Raw genomic sequence first — 18,135 nt, 5'->3', positions numbered from 1 at the left:
GGCGCGGGAGGCCGTTCGACGTGGGCCCGGTACCCGGGACCGGCTGGCGACGCCTGCTCCCGGGCGGGTTTCGGGGGAATGTGGATTCAGCTGGGACGGGCGTGCCCCGTTTCCCCCGGGGACGGTCTTGGGGGAGGCCAGGCCCCGAAGCCTGGCCGACCGGGGAAGGGGCGGGGTGCGGGTCAGCTCCTGGGAGCTAAGCGCGGTCGCCGGTCGGTTGAGTCCATGCCGTGAATGGTGTGAGGCGCGTAAGGGCGGCGTCAAGAGTTCACGGGGATTTGACTTTGCCCTGCGTACGCGCTGATACGCGCTGGTCAGGGGCTCGGGGGGAGGTCGGGTCTTACCCGGTTCATCCTGCACACGGGCCGACTCCCCAGTGACCACGGGGCCGTCGGCACCTGGCGCGCCGGAGAGCGGGTAACGAGCGGTAACCACCCCTCTGACCTGGGGTGACATAGACCACAGCGGGCTTCGTCGGGGCCTGAAGGGGCCCCCGCGGAGATCAACTTTCGGGGGGTGGGGAGAGCACCGTGCCCCCGCTCCTCCCGGCGCCGGTCAGGGCGTCGGGAGGAGCGGGGGCACGAGGAGGCGGTCAGGCGGTGCGGGAGGTGCTCACTTCACGGCGGAGCGCTTCTGCCACTGCTCCCAGCTCTCCTGCCAGACCTCCAGACCATTGCCGACGTCGGTCTTCTTGGTGCTGGTGGTGTTCTTGACCTCGACGGTGGAGCCGATCAGCAGGAAGTCGTAGACCTTCTTGGCGTCGCTCGTGGTCATGCCGAAGCAGCCGTGGCTGTTGTTCTCCACGCCGATGGAGTTGTTCCAGGGCGCCGAGTGCAGGAAGGTGCCGGACGCGGTGAGGTGGGTGACCCACTTCGAGGCCAGCATCCACTCGTTGCCGTGGCCGATGGTGGCCGAGTCCATGACCTCGTCCGCGTTCTTGCTGCGCACCGTGTGGATGCCGCCGCGGGTGGGGTCGACGGGCGAGCCCGCGGAGCCCTTGATGGTGCCGACGGGCTTGCCGTTCTCGTACATGGTCAGGGCGTGGGCCGGCACGTCGATGACGGCCTTGCGGTCGGCGCCTATGGAGAAGCCGAAGTCGTAGTTGCGCGCGAACCAGCCGCCCTCGCCGGAGTCGATGCCGGTCAGGTTGCCGTTGACGGAGACCTTGGTCCCGGTGGGCCACGGGTCCTTCGGCCGCCAGTCGATGCGGTCCTGGCCGGAGTAGTCGGTCACCCAGCCCCAGGCGCCCTCCACCTTCGGCTCGGTGGTGACCTTGAGGGCCTTCTCTATCTCCGCGCGCTTGCCCTTGTCGACCTTGTGGTCGAAGAGGATCGAGACCGGCATGCCCGTGCCGACGGTCTGGCCGTTGCCGGGCTGGTTGGTGAGCTTGTTGACCTTCGGGGCCTGCTGGGTGGTGAAGGTGGCCGAGGAGGACGACTCCTTACCCTTGCCGTCCTTGCCGCCCTTCGCGGTGGAGCGGACGGTGTAGGTCGTCTTCGGCCCCACCTTGGTGTCCGAGGTCCAGGACGAACCGTCGGCGGCCAGCTGGCCGGTGACCTTCTGTCCCTTGTCGTCCTTCACCTCCACACCGGTGAGCCGCCCGCCGTCGGCCTTGACGGATATCGGCGAGCCCAGCGCGACCTCCTTGCCGTCGGCGGGAGTGACGGTGACGCGGGCCTCCGCGCCCGCATCGGCGCCGCCGGAGCCCCCCGAGCAGGCGGTGAGGACGAAGGAACCCATGAGGGCGGATGCCAACAGGACGGAGCGACGGCCCGATCCGACGTGCACGTGAGTCGACCTTTCTTGCAGTGACGAAACGTCGCGGCGGGTCACAGCCTCCGCCGCCGGTACGGCCCGGCGACGCCCCCCACCACACCACTACAGATGATCTGCACGCTTGTACGGTTGCACGGAGAAAGAAGCATTTGTACTGCCGAAAGGCCCTTGGGGCCGACATCCGTGCCCGTGGAGGCGGGTCAGCCGGTCCGGCGGCGGCCCGCGGGCCACCAGTTGGCGCGGCCGGCCAGCGACATGACCGCGGGGACCAGCAGGGCGCGCACCAGCGTGCAGTCGAGGGCGACGGCGACCGCGAGGCCGAACCCGATGAGCTGCAGCAGCACGAGGTCGCAGGCGGCGAGCGAGGCCATGACGACGGCGAAGACCAGGGCGGCGGAGGTGAACAGCCGTCCGGTGCGCTGCAGGCCCACGGCGACGGCGACCGTGGTGGGCGTGCCCCGGCGGTGCTCCTCCAGGATGCGGGAGAGGAGGAAGACCTCGTAGTCCATGGAAAGCCCGAAGGCCGTGCAGAACATGACGGCGGGAATGACGACGTCGGTGGTGGCGGGGCTGTTCACGGTCCCGAGCAGCGCCTCCGGACGGCCCTGCTGGAAGACGGCGACGATGATGCCGAAGGTCGCCGCCAGGCTCAACGCGTTGAGGACGACGGCCTTGACGGGCACGAGGAGGCTACGCGTGTAGGCGAACATCAGCAGGAGCGTGGCGAGGACGGTGAGCACCATGGCGAGGGGCAGCCGGTCGCTCAGGGCCTTCTCGGTGTCCGTCAGCCGGGCTCCGGGACCTCCGACGAGGGCCGCCGCGGTGGGGGCGGGCTCCTCGCGCAGCCGCTCGGTGAGCTGCCGTCCGTCCGGTGAGAGGGGGGAGTCGGTGGTGGGCGTGACGCTCAGCCAGGTGCCGGCGGGGCCGGTGAAGCCGGCCGCCCAGGGACCGGCGGCGGCCGTGCGCCGTCCGCCGCGGTAGATGCCGGTGGCGGTCTGCACCTGGCGCACGCCCGGCAGCCGGGACAGCCGGGCCGCGTAGGTGTGGACCGCGGAGGAGGAGACGGGGTGGGGGGCCGGGCCGGGCAGGGCGCGGGGCGCCACGGCCGGTACGGGGGGCGCGACGTGGACGTCGGGAAGGACGACGGTCGCCGCGCTGCCGCTCTCGGCGGCGAAGTCGGTGCGCAGGCGTTGCGATGCCTGGGCCACCGGTGAGGAGGACGGCAGGATGCGGTCGTCGTACATGCCGAACCGCGCACCGGCGCCCGGGGCGGCCAGCAGGCCCAGCAGGAGCAGCGTGCCGAGCGTGACGAGCACGGGCCGCCGCGTCACCCAGACCGCCAGCCGGTACCAGCGGCCCTCGCTCACCGGCCGGTCGGCGCGGGTGCGCCAGCGGGCGAAGAGGTCCCAGGAATTGACGCGCTTGCCCAGGAGCGCCAGGAGCACGGGCAGGACGAGCAGCGCCCCGGCGGCCGAGCACAGGGCGACGGCGGCGCCGCCGGCGGCGAGGGAACGGGTCAGCGTCAGCGGGAAGACCATGAGCGTGCCCAGGACCGCGGCGATGGTCGTCGCGGAGAAGGCGACGGCCCGGCCGGCGGTGCGCACCGCGCACTCGACCGCCTCGACGGTCCGGGTGCCGCGGCCGACCTCCTCGCGGAAGCGGCTGACCAGGAGCAGGCTGTAGTCGACGGCCAGTCCGAAGCCCAGCGCGGAGGCGATGTTCAGGACGAACACGGAGACGGTCATCGTCTCGCTCAGCAGGCGCAGCAGTGCGGTGGTGGTGAGGACCGCGAAGGCGCCGACGGCGACGGGCAGGAGGGCGGCGACGAGGCTGCCGAAGGCCCACAGGAGGATCAGCAGGACGAGCGGGGCGACGATGACCTCGGCGACCATCGCTCCGTCGGTGCTCAGGCGTTCCATTTCCGAGAAGAGCGCGGCTTCGCCCGCGACCGACACGGCGAGCGCTCCGCTCCGTTGCGTCTCGCGGGAGGCGATGTCCTTGCCGGCCGCCAGGACGTCCTTCTCCTCGCCGCTGAAGCGGACCGCGACGAGGGCGCTGCGACCGTCGCGGCTGCGCAGGTGCGGGGTGCGGTGCGGCCAGTAGCCGTGCACCCAGGCGGTGCGCGGGTCGGCGGAGAGACGGCTGGTCAGTTCCCGGCCCGCCTGCCGTGCCCGGGGGGAGTCGACGGGCTCCTTGGCGGTGGCGAGCAGCACCAGGTGCGGCTGTCCGGCGCCGAAGCGGTCGGCGAGGAAGGCGTCGGCCCGGGTGGACTGCGCGTCGGCCGGGGTCCAGCCGCCGGGGGCCAGGCGCTCCCCCACCCCGTACGCGCCCACTGCGGCGGCCGTGGCCACCAGGCACAGGACCAGGAGGGAGACGACGGCGCGGCGGGACGTTCCGTAGACCGCTGTTGCCCAGAACCTTCGGCGGGGCTGATGGAGGAGCATCACATGGCGTCCTTCGCAGGGTCGGGCCGGGCCACGCGCATCCATAGAATAGGACTAAGGGTAAAAATGCCAGTATTGAGCGTGATATCCGGCGCGGCGGCCGTGACGACCCGGTCCGGGCGGACCGTTGGGGCAGGTGAGTGAGCGTCCGGAACTTCCCCGGCGGCCCCGAGTTACCCAGGTGACTTCCCTGCAGAAGACATCACCCAGCGAAAGGCCGGGACGTGCTCAAGAAGGTTTTTGCGACGGCTGCCCTCACGGCGTCCGCGGTGGGGTGCATCGCCTCTCCCGCGGCGGCGAGCGTCAATGACGAGCGGAACACCGCCAACGGCAACGACGCCCTCACCTCGTACGGCCGGACGGAGACGGGCGGCACGGAAAGCCCGCAGCTGAGCGCCCTTCAGGGCTCGCTCGACAAGCTGTGCATCGGCGTCGGCAAGGCGGGCGTACAGGCACTGCTGCTGGCCAACATCGGCCTGCAGGACATCCCGGTCCTCACCTCGCAGCAGCAGCAACAGTGCACCGACAACTCCACGATCAACGACGGTGACGACCCGCTGAGCCACCTGCTCGACGAGATCGCGGTCGCCTCCGGGAACGGCTCCGGGAACACAGACGGCCCCCACTGAGCCGGCACCGGCCCGACGCGGCCCGTCGGTCACGAGCAGGGCTCAGTCGTGCTCGTCGGCGAAGCGGCGGGCCAGTTCGGTCCGCGAGCGCAGGCCGAGCTTGCGGTAGACCTGGGTCAGGTGCATCTCCACCGTCTTGGTGCTCAGGAACAGGGCCGCGGCCGCCTCCCGGTTGGTGGCGCCGCCCGACACGGCGAGCGCCACCTGCATCTCCTGCGGGGTCAGCGGCTGCTCCGGCCGCCCGGCCGCGGGCAGGTGCTTGAGACCCGTGGCCCGCAGCTCGGCCAGCGCGCGCCCGGCCCACAGCCGGGCGCCCATCGCCTCCAGACCCGCGTGTGCCGCCCGCAACCGGGCGCGGGCCGCGGTGCGCCCGCCCTGCCGGCGCAGCCGCTGCCCCCACGACAGCTGGGTGCGGGCGGCCTCCAGGCGCAGCCCGGCGCCGGTGTAACCGGCCACCGCCCGGCCGAACAGCTCCTCGGCCTCGTCGCCGTCGGCCGTCGTCAGGGCCCGCAGCCGGGCCAGCCCCGCGGCCTGGCCCGGCAGTGCGGCCGCGATGTCCCCCGCCAGGGTGCGCTCCAGGGCCGCGGCCAGGGCGTGGGGCAGGCGGTGCCCGCCGCGGACGTGTGCCTCGGCGACGTCCATGGCGCCCGGCCAGGTCAGCAGGAGGGCGGAGGAGCACACGCGGAAGTAGCCGACGTCCGCCGTGTGGGCCAGGGCGGCCTCCGTGTGCCCCAGCGCGAACTCCAGGGCCGCGAGCGCCTCGTCGATGTACCGGGCCGAGGTGGTGCCCAGTTGCTCGCCGAGCCGCCGGGCCTCGGCGGCCCGCTGCCGGCAGTCGTCCTCCTCGCCGCGGACGGCCTGCACGTACGCCAGGACCGCCGTGCCCCGGTAGTGCCACAGCGGGTTCCCGGTCTCGCGGCCCAGCCGCGCCGACTCCGAGGCCGCCGCGAAGGCGGCGTTCAGCTGCCCCGAGCCCGCCTCGGCCACGGCGGCGATGTGCAGGGCGTAGGGCAGCATGCCGAGCTCGGCGTCGGCGCGCAGCCCCTCCACGAGCGGGTCGAGGATCCGCTTCGCGGCCGTTGGCATGCCCACGCGGACGAGCTCGTGGGCGGCGTGCACGGCGTGCTGGCCGTCCAGGCCGTGCCCGCGGACCAGCTCCGGGACGTCCACGGCCGCCTGCAGCAGGTGCGCGCCCCGCTCCGGGTCGCCGCAGGCGAGCACGCTGACACCGGCCAGGAGGTGGGCGAGCCCGGTCAGGGCCCGGTCGGTGGAGCCCCATGCCGCGGCGGCCGTGGCGAGTTCGGCGGCGACGGGGAAGTCGTTGCCGACGTAGGCGGCGAGCACGGCGTCGAGCTGGCGCCGTACCGCCACCTCCACCGCCGTCGCGCGATGGCGGGCGGCGGAGTCGGCCAGGCGCCGCACCGCGTGCCCGGGGTGGCCGAGGAAGAGCTCTATGCCGCCGAGGACGTACTGCGCCTCCGCCGCCCAGTCGCCGTCCGTCTCGTCGGCGGTCGCCTCGGCCACGAGGTCGCGGGCGCGGTGGAACTGTCCGGCGAACCAGGCGGCGGCCGCCGCCTGGAAGCGGCAGCGGCCGTACCGCTCGCGGTCGGCGGTGAGGCGGGCGGCACGCTCGTAGCTGACCGACGCGATGCGATAGGCACGCTTGTCCCGCATGCGGTCGGCCATCCGCTCCAGCTCCGCGGCGGCCTCCTCGTTGCGGCCGACGACCGACGCGGACAGGTGCCAGGCCCGGCGGTCGGCGTGGGCGGGCCCGGTCAGGACGCGGGCGAGGGCCCCGTGGGCGGCCCGCACCCGGGCCGGGCCGGCCACTTCGACGACGGCCGAGCGGACCAGCGGATGGGCGAAGGCGACCCGACCGCCGTCGAGGGTCACCAGCCCGCCGTCGTCCAGCTCGGTCACCGCCTCGGGCGGCAGGCCCAGCTCGCGGGCCGCGGCGGCCACGGTGTCCACGTCGGTGTCGGTCAGCGCGGCGAGCAGCAGCGCCGAGCGCCGGCCGGGACGCAGGTCCGCCAGCCGGGGCGCGAACAGCGCCGTGGTGGCGCGCCCGACGGGGAGCGGTACGGGCAGCGCGGCCCGGCCGGTCAGGTGGTCGGGGCCCAGCAGGCGGGCGAGCTCGATGAGCGCCAGGGGGTTGCCGCCGGTGTCCCGCGCCAGCCGTTCGGCCACGTCGTCGGCGACGGTGCCCCCGTGGGCCGTCAGGAGCTCGGTGGCGGCGGCCGTGTCGAGCCCGGCGAGGTGGAGGGTCTCCCACTCCGGGGGCGGTACGCGGGTGCCGATGAGGACGGCGATGCCCTCGCGGTCGAGCCTGCGGGCGGCGAAGAGGACGGCCTCGGCCGACGCCTCGTCCATCCGGTGGAAGTCGTCGAGCGCCAGCAGCATCGGCTGCCCCTCGGCGGCCGCGGTCAGCAGGCCGAGGGTGGCGGCGGCCACGGCGAAGCGGTCGCCGCCCACCGGCGGCCCCAGCGCGAGGGCGCCCCTCAGGGCTGCCGCCTGCACCGGCGGCAGCCGCCCGATCTCGTGCTCCCAGGGGCGCAGCAGCGCGGAGAGCCCGGCGAAGGGCAGGCCCTGTTCGGTCTCGGCCGCCCTGACCTGACGGACCTGCAGGCCGTGGGCGGTGCGCACGGCGTGGTCCACCAACGCGCTCTTGCCGACGCCCGGTTCGCCACCGAGCACCAGGACGCCGCTGCGCAGGCCGCGGGCCGCGTCCAGCAGCCGGCCCAGCCGTTCGCACTCGGGCTCCCTCCCCCACAGCACGTCACCGAGGCTAACGGAGCCGCCGGCCCCCGGCGAGGGCGTTCCACGGGAAAGCGCACCCCTGCGGGGTGGCGGGCGGTGCGTCAGCCGACGAGGCCGTCGGCCGCGGCGACGTCGTGCAGCGCCTCCAGCACATGGTCGATGTCCCGGGGCCGCAGGGTGGCGGTGACCGTCAGCCGCAGCCGGGCGCAGCGGGCGAGGACGGCGGGGTGCCGCGGTGGGACGACGTCCACGCCCCGTGCGCGCAGGCCCCGGGCCAGGCGCAGGGCGGTGGCGGCGTCACCGGCGGGCACCGTGACGACGGGGGCGGGGGTGTCGGTGACGTCGAAGCCGAGGGCGCGCAGCCCGGTGCGGAGCCGTGCGACGTTCTCCCGCAGCCGCAGGGGCCGCCACAGCTCGCGCTGCAGCAGGTCCAGGGCCGCGAGTGCACCGGCCGCCGCGACGGGGGTCAGGCCCGTGCCGAAGGCAGAGGGGTGTGCGGTGCCGTGCAGCCGGCCGACGACGTCGCGCCGGCCCGCGACGAACCCGCCGGTTCCGCCGAGGGCGGTGGCGAACGTACCCGTGAGCAGGTCCGGGACGATGCCGGCACCCGCACAGGCGCCGCGGCCCCCCGGCCCGAGGACACCGAGCCCGTGGGCCTCGCCGACGACGGTCATCGCGTCGTGGCGGCGGGCCAGTGCGGCGATCGCGGCCAGCGGGGCCGGTTCGCCGTCGGCCGCGTAGAGGCCGTCGACGGCGATGAACCGCTTCTCCGCCGAGGCGTGGCGCTCCAGGAGGTACTCCAGCTTGGCCGTGCTGTTGTGGGAGAAGATCCTGATGCGGCCCTCCGCCAGCCGGCAGCCGTCGATGACGCCCTGGTGGCTGTACTGGTCGGCGGCCACGACCGTGGCGGAGTCGCACAGCGCGGGCAGCGCGCCGAGGCAGGCGAGGTAGCCGGAGCCGAAGGTCAGTGCCGCCTCGGCACCCAGCCAGCGGGCGAGCCGCTCCTCCAGCCGGCGGTGCGGCGGCCGGGGGCCGGCGGCGCGGGCGGCGGAGCCGAAGCGGTCCAGGGCCGCGCGCATCGCCCGGGTGATCTCCGGGTGTCCGGCGAGCCCGAGGTAGTCGCCGGTGTTCATCACCAGCACCGTGGTCTTTCCGTACGGCTGCGACGTCATGCCCCCAGGCTGCCGGTCGCCGGGCCGGCGGCACTACGGGAGGAACCCTGGGGCTCCCGGCGCCCCGCGCACCCGGCGCCCGGGGCGGGTACGGCCCGGGGCGCTACTCGGGGGTGATGCGGGGCATGTCGCCCTTCGTCGTCGCCAGGTCGATGACGGAGAACGCGGCCTCCTGCGAGTCGGTCAGCGCCGCGAACCGGCCGAACGGGCTGTCCATCGGCCCGAACCGCAGCGTGCCGCCGCGCTCGGTCGCCCTCGCCACGGCGGCGTCGCAGTCGTCGACGCCGAAGTACACGTTGACGTAGGGCGGAATGTCGTCGGGGAACTCGTCGGTCATGGCCATCCGGCCCAGGGCGGTGTCGTCACCCAGGCCGAAGAGCTTGAAGTCGACGGCGTCGTCCTCCATCCGCCTGACCGTGTACGGGAAGACCGCGGGGAAGAAGGCGTCGGCCTTCGCCGGGTGGCGGGTGAAGACCTCGGCCCAGCAGTAGGCCCCCGGCACGCCGCGCAGCTCGAAGCCCTCGTGCCTGCCGGCCTGCCAGGCGCCGAAGGCCACGCCGCCCGGGTCCCTCGCGAGCAGCATCGACCCGAAGTCCCCGACCTGCATGGGTTCCATGAGGAGCGTGCCGCCGTTGTCGCGGATCGCGCCCGCGGTGGCGGTGACGTCCGGCGAGGCGAGGTACAGGCACCAGGCCGAACGGGTCTCGCCCTCCTGCCCGGGCATCGGAGGGACGATGGCCGCCACCGCCTTGCCGTCGCAGTACGCCTGCGTGTAGTTGCCGTACTCCGAGGCGCTCTCGCCGAACGTCCAGCCCAGCACGGCACCGTAGAAGCGCTTGGCGTCCTCCAGGTCGGTGAACATCGCGTCGGCCCAGCACGGCATGCCTTCCGGTTGCACGGGCATGGCTCCGGCCCCTTCCACTCGACAGGTTGGTCCGGTTTTCACGCTAGTCACCCGTCCACCGGACCGCGAGGCGGGCGCCGGAGGCAACCATCGCCGAACATGCGGCCGGGTCGCCGTTTCTCCTTGCCCCGTACGGGCGACATGGCGCTTGGCGGGACACGGGCGGGGCAAGCGTGATATGTCAAAACCGATGACCGGATAAGAGGTACTTCATGCGCCGTGCCGCCGTCATGACCCTCGGAACCGCCGCAGTGCTCGGTTTGCTCAACACCCCGGCCAGGAACCGTTGCCGGCCGGTCCCCCTTCCGCCCCGTCGGCGGGAGGGGGACCGCTGCTCCGAGCAGGGACCGACGGCGGTCAGCGACCGCTGTCGTGGTGAATGAGCGTGCGGACCATCCGGCACGTGGTGTCGGACGGGCGGTGCACCCCGATCTGGGAGGCCACCAGGCGTATCCGGCGGTTCGTGGCCGTCCGGGGACGGTTGACGCCGGAGTGGAGCAGGGCGATCGCCAGGCGCATGGCCTTCAGCCGGCGGTTGTGCGACTCGTACCAGTCGCGCGTGCGTCCCGCCGGCAGGCGCTTCTTCGGCAAGGTCGGAAGGCTCGGCAGGTCGGGAAGGGGGCAGGGTGTTGCGGCTACGGCCATCGGCATCCTCCTGACGCGGTCCTGCACTGTTTCAACTCCCCCCATTTTACTGCGGGGCACTGACAACGGCCCTGGTCAGACGCCACCTCCAGGGGCTCGCGATACGGTGGGGGCCATGGAGATCTGGATCAATCCGGCCTGCTCGAAGTGCCGCAGCGCCATCAGCCTGCTCGACGCGGAAGGCGCCGACTACACCGTCCGCCGCTACCTGGAGGACGTCCCCGGCGCCGACGAGATCCGCGCCGTGCTCGACCGGCTCGGGCTGGAGCCCTGGGACATCACCCGGACCCAGGAGGCGGTGGCGAAGGAGCTGGGGCTGAAGGACTGGCCGCGCGATGCGGGCGCCCGCGAGCGGTGGATCGGCGCTCTCTCGGAGCACCCGAAGCTGATCCAGCGGCCGATCATCACCGCGGACGACGGCTCGGCCGTGGTGGGCCGTACGGACGAGGCGGTCCGGGAGGCCCTCTCCCGCTCCGCAGGCTGACCCGGCCCGCGCCCCGCGCCCGCCGGCGGCGGGTGCGGGGCGTCGGGGGTCAGGACCGGTGGGCGCCGTCGCGGGGCACTCCGGCACCGCGGTCGTTCTGCAGCTCCCACAGCTCCCGGAAGAGCCCCGGGGCCCGGACGAGTTCGGGGAAGCTGCCCTGCTGGATGACGCGGCCGTGGTCGAGGACGACGATGCGGTCGGCGACGGCCACGTTGGCCAGGCGGTGGGTGACGAGGACGACGGCCCGGTCCTGGGCGACCTTGCGCAGCCCGGTGAAGATGCGGTGCTCCGCGCGGGCGTCGAGGGCGCTGGTGGGTTCGTCCATGACGAGGAGTCCGGCCGGCCGGTGGAAGGCGCGGGCGATGGCGACGCGCTGCCACTGCCCGCCGGAGAGCTCCACTCCGCCGAACCACTCGCGGGCCAGCAGGGTGTCCAGGCCGCTGCGCAGGTCCTTGATCACCTCGTCCGCGCCCGAGTGGCCGGCGGCCCGCAGGACGGCGGCGTCCCCGCCGTGCGGCTGACCGAGCGTGATGTTCTCGCGGACGGTCATGGGCCAGTGCGCGTAGTCCTGCGGGACGACGGCGGTATGGGTCCACAACGCCTGCGGGTCGAGGTCGGCGGTGTGCACGCCGTCCCAGCTCACGCTGCCTTCCGTGGGCAGGTACAGGCCCGACAGCAGCTTGCTGAGCGTGGTCTTGCCCGAGCCGTTCTCGCCGACCAGCGCCAGGACCTCGCCGCGGCGCACTTCGAGACTGACCTTCTCCAGCGCCGGGCGGTCCGCGCCGGGGTAGCGGTAGGTGAGGCCCTCCGCCGTGACGGACAGTGGGGCGGGCGGGCTCTTCGTGCCCCGCGCCATGCGGTGGCCGCCGGCCTTGTCGATGAACTCGGCCCAGTCGTCGAGGTACAGGCCCGTGCGGAAGAGGCGCGAGCCGTAGGCGACGACACCGCGCAGGGACGAACCGACCGTGCGCAGCGCGAAGACCGCCGTGCCCGCCGAGGCGACGGACACGTGGCCGGTGGCCAGCAGCAGCACGAGGGCCGTCCACACCAGGGCGGAGGCCAGCCCGCCGGCCACCGCGCCGAGCAGTGCGTAGCGGGCGCCCCGGTGCACGGCCTTGTCGGTGGCGATGTCGATGCGGTGGCCGATCGCCCGGTAGCGGTCGAGGAGGAAGTCGGCCATGGTGCAGGAGCGGAGCTGGTCGGCGGGGGCCTTGTCGGTCATGTGCCAGCGCAGCAGACCCAGGACGCGGCGTTCGCCGCTCAGGGCGCGGGAGGTCGTGTAGTGGATGCGTGCGCCCTGCACGCTGGCGATGCCCTGCGGGAAGGTGGCCAGCAGCAACAGGGGCAGCAGGACGGGGTGCAGCAGCGTCGCCACGCCGGCCGCGGCGATCAGTGAGGCGAGGCAGGCCATGAGGTCCTGCGATTCGATGAGCAGGTCCTGGGCGACGTCCGCGCCCCGGTCCGCCGCCTCCCGCATGTCGTTGAAGCCGGGGTTGTCGTAGGCCACGAGCTCCGTGTGGATCGCGGCGTCGAGCATCTGCATCTCCGCCTCGCGGGAGATGCGGGGGGCCAGGCGGCTGGAGATGTTGTGGATGACGATGCCGAGGAGGGCGCGGGCCCCGGCGGCCCCGGCCAGCAGGACGAGCGAGGGCAGCGCCTCCCAGAGGCGGTCCTGGATGTGGCCGGAGGTGATGAGGGCGGTGATGGTGCGGGTGGTGGCGAGCAGTCCGAACGCCTCGAAGGCCGCGGACAGCACCTGGCACGTCAGGAGCAGGACCACCGCGCGCCGGTCCACCCGCCAGCCCAGGGAGAGCGCCTTGCGGACGAGCTGGGGCAGGCGGCGCCCCATGGAGCGTGCGGTGAGGGGGTTCTTCTCGAAGACGGTCAACGTGGCGGAGCGATACCGTAATTCTTCCTGGGGCGGGACCATGGCCTCGGCTGACAACTCGCCTCCCGTGGTGGGGGTGGGCGCTCCGGTGCTGAGTGTGCGCTTGCACCATGCCGCACCGACGTCGTGGCCGGGTGGCGAACGGCCCGATTCCACCCGAAGGTGGGTCCAGGAGGACACGGCATGCAGAAGATCACGACGTTTCTCTGGTTCGACGACCAGGCCGAGGAGGCCGCCGGCTTCTACACGTCCGTCTTCGACGACTCCCGCGTCGTGGAGGTCCAGCGGTACGGCGAGGCGGGGCCGGGGGAAGCGGGCACGGTCATGGTGGTCACCTTCGAGCTCGCGGGGCAGCGGTTCATCGCGCTCAACGGCGGCCCGCAGTTCACGTTCAACGAGGCCGTCTCGCTGAGTGTGGACTGTGCGACGCAGGAGGAGGTCGACGAGCTCTGGGCGAAGCTGGGCGACGGCGGGGAGGAGGGTGCGTGCGGCTGGCTGAAGGACAGGTTCGGGCTGTGGTGGCAGATCGTGCCGAGGACGCTGACCGAGCTGCTGGGTGACCCCGACCCGGTCCGGTCGAACCGGGTGATGCGGGCCATGCTCGGGATGAAGAAGATCGACGTCCAGGAGCTGGTGGACGCCGCCGAGGGGTGAGTGCGCACGCGCCCGCGCCCGGCGGGTGCCGGCCGCGCCGTGGAACGGTGCGGCCGGCACCCTTGCGGGGCCAGGAGGGGCGAGTGGCGGTGCCGCGGCGCTACCAGGCGTCCGCCGGGTCCGTGTGCCAGGGGCCCCGGGTCCAGCCCGTGGTGTCGTAGTCGGCCATGCAGGTGTGCACGAACTCCTCGTACGCGGCGACGGCGCCGCGTCCGGTCGCCCACTTCAGCGCGTCGAGGCGCACCTGCTCGCCGTTGCCCGAGTAGTTGCGCTCGTACAGCTCGTGCCGTCCGCCGAACTCGGTGCCGATCGCGTCCCAGATGAGCTTGAACAGCTTGATCCGGTCCTGGGCGGTGGTGTCCGAGCCCCGGTAGAAGCGGTCGATGAGCGGGCGCAGGTCGGGGTGGTCGAGGTCGCGGGCGCTGGAGGGGACCACGAGCGGCGAGCCGCCGAGGGTGGTCTCGAAGATCTCGTGCACCCGGTCCCAGACCTGCGCGTTGTACATGCGCATGGCCGAGGCGTACTCCAGCTTGGGCAGGGCGATGCCGTCGGTGCCCGGCTCGGGGTCCATCGCCATGGCGGTGGTCAGGCCCCAGACCATGTTGCGCATCGTCACCAGCTCGCCCACGGCGGCCTGGACGCCGCGGAAGGCGTCGGTGCCGTTCGCCTTGGTGCCGAGCGACAGCAGGCCGGCCATCATCTCCAGCTTGACGCTCAGGCGCACGCCGGACTGGAAGTTGTAGAGGTTGGCGAAGCCGGACCTGGCGTAGAAGCCGGTGGAGCGCTCGATGTCGCGGTGGACGAGGACGTCCTCCCAGGGGATCAGCGCCCGGTCCAGCACCAGCACGGCGTCGTTCTCGTCGAAGCGGCTGGAGAGGGGCGCGTCGAAGGGGGCCCGGTCCCGTCGTGCGTAGGGGGTGCGGCAGATCAGCTTCACGCCGGGGTTGTCCATGCGGGCGAAGAAGACCACGGCGAAGTCCTCGCCCCGGCCCGGGGTGAGGGCCGCGGAGGCGACGGGCGCGACGAAGCTGGCGTTGGTGATCGCCGAGCCGGTGGCGAGCATCTTGGCGCCGGAGACGACGATGCCCTCGTCGGTCTCCTTCTCGACGTGCACGAAGACGTCGCGCATGTCGTGGACGGCCTGTTTGCGGTCGGTCGGCGGGTTGATGATCACGTGGTTGAGGTAGAGGCCCCGGCCGGCGAACTCCTGGTACCAGCGGGTCGCGTTGGGTGCGAACTCGCCGTAGAAGTCCGCGTTGGCCGCCAGTCCCGACATGAAGGCGGCCTTGTAGTCGGGGGTGCGGCCGAGGAATCCGTACCCCATCCTCGACCAGGTGGCGATCGCCTCGCGCGCCGCCAGCAGCTCCCCGGCCGAGCGGCTGGGCTTGAAGAAGCGGTGCGTGCGCAGGCCGAAGTCGTCGGTGGCGGTGAGCACGTCCCGGGTCGCGGGCGCGTGCAGGGCGTCGTAGAGCCGTGCGACGGACAGGGCGGAGTTGGCGAAGGCGGGGTGGGCGGTGACGTCCTTGACGCGCTCGCCGTCGACGTACACCGCGCGTCCGTCGCGCAGGCTCTCCAGGTACTCCTCGCCGGTCATCAGCGACCGGGGGGCGGTGTGCCCGCTCATCGGACCAGCGCCGGGTTGGTCAGCGGCGGCGTGCCGAGCACGTGGACGCGGCGCAGGTGGCGCGGCGAGCGGCTGGCGAACGCCTCCCGTCCGTGCAGCAGCGTGTAGTTGTCGGCGACCACCACGTCGCCCGTCCGCCACTCGTGCGCGTAGAGGTGGCGGGGGTCGTGCAGCGCCTCCTGGAGGGTGGCGTGGAACTCGGCCAGCCGCTCCTCGGGCACGCCGGTGAACTCCAGGTCGGGGTGGTTGAGGAACTCCTCGCCCGGCGGCACCGGCTCGTTGTAGCGGATGACCGGGAAGCCGTCGGGGTGGGTGGTCACCACGGGGGAGACGCTCTCGCCGGCGTAGACCTGCGAGACCTCGCGCCGGTAGCGGCCGGTGACCTGCTCCCACAGGGCGCGCCGGTCGGCGTCGGCCTCCCGCAGCACGGCCTCGGTCTGGGTGAAGGTGGTCCGGCCGCCGTTGCCCTCGCCGGGGGCGCTGACGCAGTGGAAGACCTGGAACTCGGGGACCTGCTCGCGGTACATGCCGTCCCAGTGCAGCGGCACGTAGCGGTGGTCGAAGATGTGGTCGTCGGGGTCGTCGTGCTCGACGAGCTCCAGGACGGCCCCGTACGGCCACATGCCGATCTCGCCCCAGCGGGCGCTGTAGTCCGTCAGCTCCTCGGGCCCGGCGGGGCCGGCGAAGCCGCGCAGCAGCAGGAGGTGGTGCTCGCGCACGAGCTCGCGCAGGCGGGGTATGGGCAGGTCGGTGACCGGCGCGCCGGGGTGGGCGGCGTCGACGCGGACGCCGAACGGTTCCATCGCGGTGAGGGGGTGGCCGGCCAGGTGGGTGGTGTCCGGGGTGGTGGTCATCTGGGTCCTTCGGTGGGGAGGGCCGGTCAGGCGGCGGCGGTCGCGGGGGCGAGGGGCTCGGTGAGCGCGTAGTGGCTCGGCCGGCCGCCGGCCCGGACCAGCTCGGCGCCCCGCGCCTCGGCCTCGCTGCGCTTGACGAGCACGTAGCCGCCGTCGCCGGTGTCGAGGGCGACGCTGTGCCAGGGCGTCAGCCAGTTGTCGGGGGTCCGGACGAGGTGGATGCCGAGCTTCTCCGCCCCGCAGGGCTGCGGGTGGATGGACAGCCGCAGCGCGCCGGGGAACCGGTCGGCGAGCAGGTCGCCCCACGCCTTGCTGCGCTGGATGACGACGTAGGCGCGGGCGCGGGCGTCGCGCTGGAGGGCGGCCCGGCTGCCGGTGTACTCGGGGGTGTTGCCGTCCTCGAAGAGGAAGCGGGTGATGGCCCGGTACAGCGGCGCCTCCTCGCCGGCCCGGACGCGCTTGCGCAGCTGCTCCAGCGGCTCGGCGTAGCGCTCGGAGAGGATCTCCCGCATCCGGTCGTGGCCGAGACCGGCCAGCTCCGGCAGGTCCTCCAGGTTGAACAGGCCGATGCCGCTCGGCCGGGGCAGCGCGTCGATCAGTGCCTGCATCTCGCGCTGGTAGGCGGTGATGTGCTCGTCGGGGATGCCGACCGCGTCGCTGAAGACCCGTCCGTCGGAGCAGATGAGGATCTCGGCGCCCGGCGCGTACACCTCGCGGATGTCCGCGGTCAGGCCGCTGAGGAACTCCAGCGCCAGCTGCTCGGCCTTGTCGGGCAGGAAGCCGAGCACCTTGGCGGTGTTGGGCGACTTCCCGGGGAAGGCGGGGAGGACGAAGCGCACCGGCTCGCCGGCCGCGACGTACCGCTCGACCCGGGCGAGGTGGGCGTCCCGGCAGTCCGGGCAGGGGGTGAGCGCACAGTTGCCCGTCCGCTGGCCCTTGCGCTGGTGACGCAGGACCAGCTCCATGACTCCACGTGCGACGCGCGTGACGTCGGAGTCCGACATTCGGTGCCCTCCCAGGATCTGACGTTCAAGATCTACTAGGGCCATTCTGACAAAGAATTAGAACTTTCAAGTAATGTCATTCGTTCATAGTATCGAGCTATGGACCTGGAAGTTCGCCATCTCAGAGCCGTCTGCGCCATAGCGGACGCAGGCAGCATCACCAAAGCGGCGGCCGCGCTCGGGGTCTCCCAGCCGACGCTCACCACGCAGTTGCGAAGGATCGAGCGGCTGCTGGGCGGCGCCCTGTTCGTACGGTCCCTACAGGGGGCCTCGCCCACGGCGCTGGGCGAGTTCGTGCTCGCCAAGGCGCGGACGGTGCTGCCCACCGTCGAGGCGATCCAGCGGGAGTCGGCGCTGCACGCCGGCTCCACCGACGGCCGGCGGCCGCTGCGCTACGTCGCCACGCCGGGCCCGCTGGCGGTGGGCCTGCTCCGGGAGCTGAAGAGCCTCTTCCCCGGCGCGCTGCCGACCCTGCGCACGGAGACGAACCTGTCCACCGCCGCCGACCTCGTGCTCAGCGGACAGCAGGACCTGGCCGCCGTGGTGGAGTACATCCGCCCCGGCTTCGAACTGCCGGCGGACCTGCGGTCGGCGACCGTCGCCACCGAACCGGCCTTCGTCCTGCTGCCGGCCACCCACCCGCTGGCCGCGCAGCCCGTGGTCGCCCTCGCGGAACTGGCCAAGGCCGAGTGGACCCTGTCCGCGAGTCAGGGCAACGGCCTGTTCGAATGCTTCGCCGCGGCCTGCGCCGACGCGGGCTTCACCGCGACCGTCCGCCACGACGCCGAGACCGGCTCGGCCCGCGAACTCATCGCCGACGGCCAGGCGGTGGGCCTGGGCCAGGCCACCTTCCGCACGACCCCCGGCATCGTCCCGCGCCCGCTCACGGGCACCCCCCTGCTCATCCGCCACCGGCTGCTGTGGCACGGCCGGGGAGCCCTCGACGCCCACGCCCCCGCCGTCGCCGCCCGCGCCGAACGCGTCTACGCCACGGCCGTGCGGCGCAGCCCGCACTACCTGGACTGGCTGGCCGACCACCCGGCACCGCAGTCCTGACGCCGCATCGCACCCGAGCCGGGGCGTGCGACGCCGCGCCTGCCGGGCTGCGGGGCCGATCAGCTCCATACTGCGAGCACGGCCCGGAGCCGGTGGTCAGGAGGATCAGCCCGACATGCCCGACGAATCGCTTCCCGTGCGGACGACCCGGCGCCGCATGCTCCACGCGCTCGCGGCGGCGGGCGGTCTCACCGCCTGCCGCGGGCCGGCGGCGCGGGCGGCGGTCCCGCAGCCGACGCGCCCG

Annotated in this window: 14 protein-coding genes; 4 read left to right on the top strand and 10 right to left on the bottom strand. The window is 73.3% G+C overall.

What is annotated here, in order from left to right; all coding sequences use genetic code 11:
• Positions 1-612: 612 nt before the first annotated feature.
• Both LE181_RS23915 and LE181_RS23910 read right to left on the bottom strand, forming a co-directional pair.
• A complete protein-coding gene (locus LE181_RS23915; protein WP_225663547.1) occupies positions 613-1,740 on the bottom strand; it encodes a L,D-transpeptidase family protein in 1,128 nt (375 codons plus the stop codon).
• 236 nt (positions 1,741-1,976) lie between these two features.
• Positions 1,977-4,220 (bottom strand): MMPL family transporter, encoded by a 2,244-nt coding sequence (locus LE181_RS23910; protein WP_225663546.1) that lies wholly within the window; start codon positions 4,218-4,220, stop codon positions 1,977-1,979.
• 224 nt (positions 4,221-4,444) lie between these two features.
• Between LE181_RS23910 and LE181_RS23905 the strand changes: the two genes are divergently transcribed.
• Entirely contained in the window at positions 4,445-4,849 is a 405-nt protein-coding gene (locus tag LE181_RS23905; RefSeq protein WP_225663545.1) for a rodlin, read from the top strand.
• Between the two features lie 42 nt (positions 4,850-4,891).
• On the opposite strand, the gene LE181_RS23900 is transcribed toward LE181_RS23905, so the two are convergent.
• The 4 genes from LE181_RS23900 to LE181_RS23885 all read right to left on the bottom strand — a co-directional run bounded on the left by LE181_RS23900 (position 4,892) and on the right by LE181_RS23885 (position 10,327).
• Complete coding sequence (locus LE181_RS23900) at positions 4,892-7,624, bottom strand: helix-turn-helix transcriptional regulator (RefSeq protein WP_225663544.1); 2,733 nt, start codon at positions 7,622-7,624, stop codon at positions 4,892-4,894.
• 83 nt (positions 7,625-7,707) lie between these two features.
• Entirely contained in the window at positions 7,708-8,778 is a 1,071-nt protein-coding gene (locus LE181_RS23895) for an aminotransferase class I/II-fold pyridoxal phosphate-dependent enzyme (RefSeq protein WP_225663543.1), read from the bottom strand.
• A gap of 103 nt (positions 8,779-8,881) precedes the next feature.
• A complete protein-coding gene (locus LE181_RS23890; RefSeq protein WP_225663542.1) occupies positions 8,882-9,682 on the bottom strand; it encodes a VOC family protein in 801 nt (266 codons plus the stop codon).
• Between the two features lie 357 nt (positions 9,683-10,039).
• Positions 10,040-10,327, bottom strand: coding sequence for a hypothetical protein (locus tag LE181_RS23885; protein WP_225663541.1), 288 nt, complete (start codon positions 10,325-10,327; stop codon positions 10,040-10,042).
• A 115-nt stretch (positions 10,328-10,442) separates the two neighbouring features.
• On the opposite strand from LE181_RS23885, the gene LE181_RS23880 reads away from it, so the two are divergent.
• Positions 10,443-10,811, top strand: a complete 369-nt coding sequence (locus tag LE181_RS23880) for an arsenate reductase family protein (protein ID WP_225663540.1) — start codon at positions 10,443-10,445, stop codon at positions 10,809-10,811.
• A gap of 49 nt (positions 10,812-10,860) precedes the next feature.
• Here the strand turns inward: LE181_RS23880 and LE181_RS23875 are convergent, their stop codons facing one another.
• Positions 10,861-12,741, bottom strand: coding sequence for an ABC transporter ATP-binding protein (locus tag LE181_RS23875; RefSeq protein WP_225663563.1), 1,881 nt, complete (start codon positions 12,739-12,741; stop codon positions 10,861-10,863).
• Positions 12,742-12,882: 141 nt separating this feature from the next.
• Here LE181_RS23875 and LE181_RS23870 point away from each other — a divergent pair, with 141 nt between their 5' ends.
• Complete coding sequence (locus LE181_RS23870) at positions 12,883-13,353, top strand: VOC family protein (RefSeq protein WP_225663539.1); 471 nt, start codon at positions 12,883-12,885, stop codon at positions 13,351-13,353.
• A 100-nt stretch (positions 13,354-13,453) separates the two neighbouring features.
• Here LE181_RS23870 and LE181_RS23865 read toward each other — a convergent pair whose 3' ends face one another.
• Genes LE181_RS23865 through LE181_RS23855 form a run of 3 tightly spaced genes read right to left on the bottom strand, consistent with a single transcriptional unit; the run spans position 13,454 to position 16,835 of the window.
• The gene (locus LE181_RS23865; RefSeq protein ID WP_225663538.1) at positions 13,454-14,977 is read right to left on the bottom strand and encodes a 4-hydroxyphenylacetate 3-hydroxylase family protein; all 1,524 of its coding nucleotides are present in this window, start codon (positions 14,975-14,977) and stop codon (positions 13,454-13,456) included.
• Positions 14,974-15,831, bottom strand: coding sequence for a TauD/TfdA dioxygenase family protein (locus tag LE181_RS23860; protein WP_225663537.1), 858 nt, complete (start codon positions 15,829-15,831; stop codon positions 14,974-14,976). The genes LE181_RS23865 and LE181_RS23860 overlap by 4 nt, the downstream gene beginning before the upstream one ends.
• A gap of 26 nt (positions 15,832-15,857) precedes the next feature.
• Positions 15,858-16,835 (bottom strand): L-tyrosine/L-tryptophan isonitrile synthase family protein, encoded by a 978-nt coding sequence (locus tag LE181_RS23855; protein WP_225663536.1) that lies wholly within the window; start codon positions 16,833-16,835, stop codon positions 15,858-15,860.
• 99 nt (positions 16,836-16,934) lie between these two features.
• Between LE181_RS23855 and LE181_RS23850 the strand changes: the two genes are divergently transcribed.
• A complete protein-coding gene (locus tag LE181_RS23850; protein ID WP_225663535.1) occupies positions 16,935-17,891 on the top strand; it encodes a LysR family transcriptional regulator in 957 nt (318 codons plus the stop codon).
• Positions 17,892-18,135: the final 244 nt, after the last annotated feature.

The sequence above is a fragment of the Streptomyces sichuanensis genome, from assembly GCF_020328095.1.
Classification (GTDB): domain Bacteria; phylum Actinomycetota; class Actinomycetes; order Streptomycetales; family Streptomycetaceae; genus Streptomyces; species Streptomyces cinnamoneus.
Note: the sequence above shows the minus strand (reverse complement) of the source record. Positions and strands in the feature narration are given on the sequence as shown.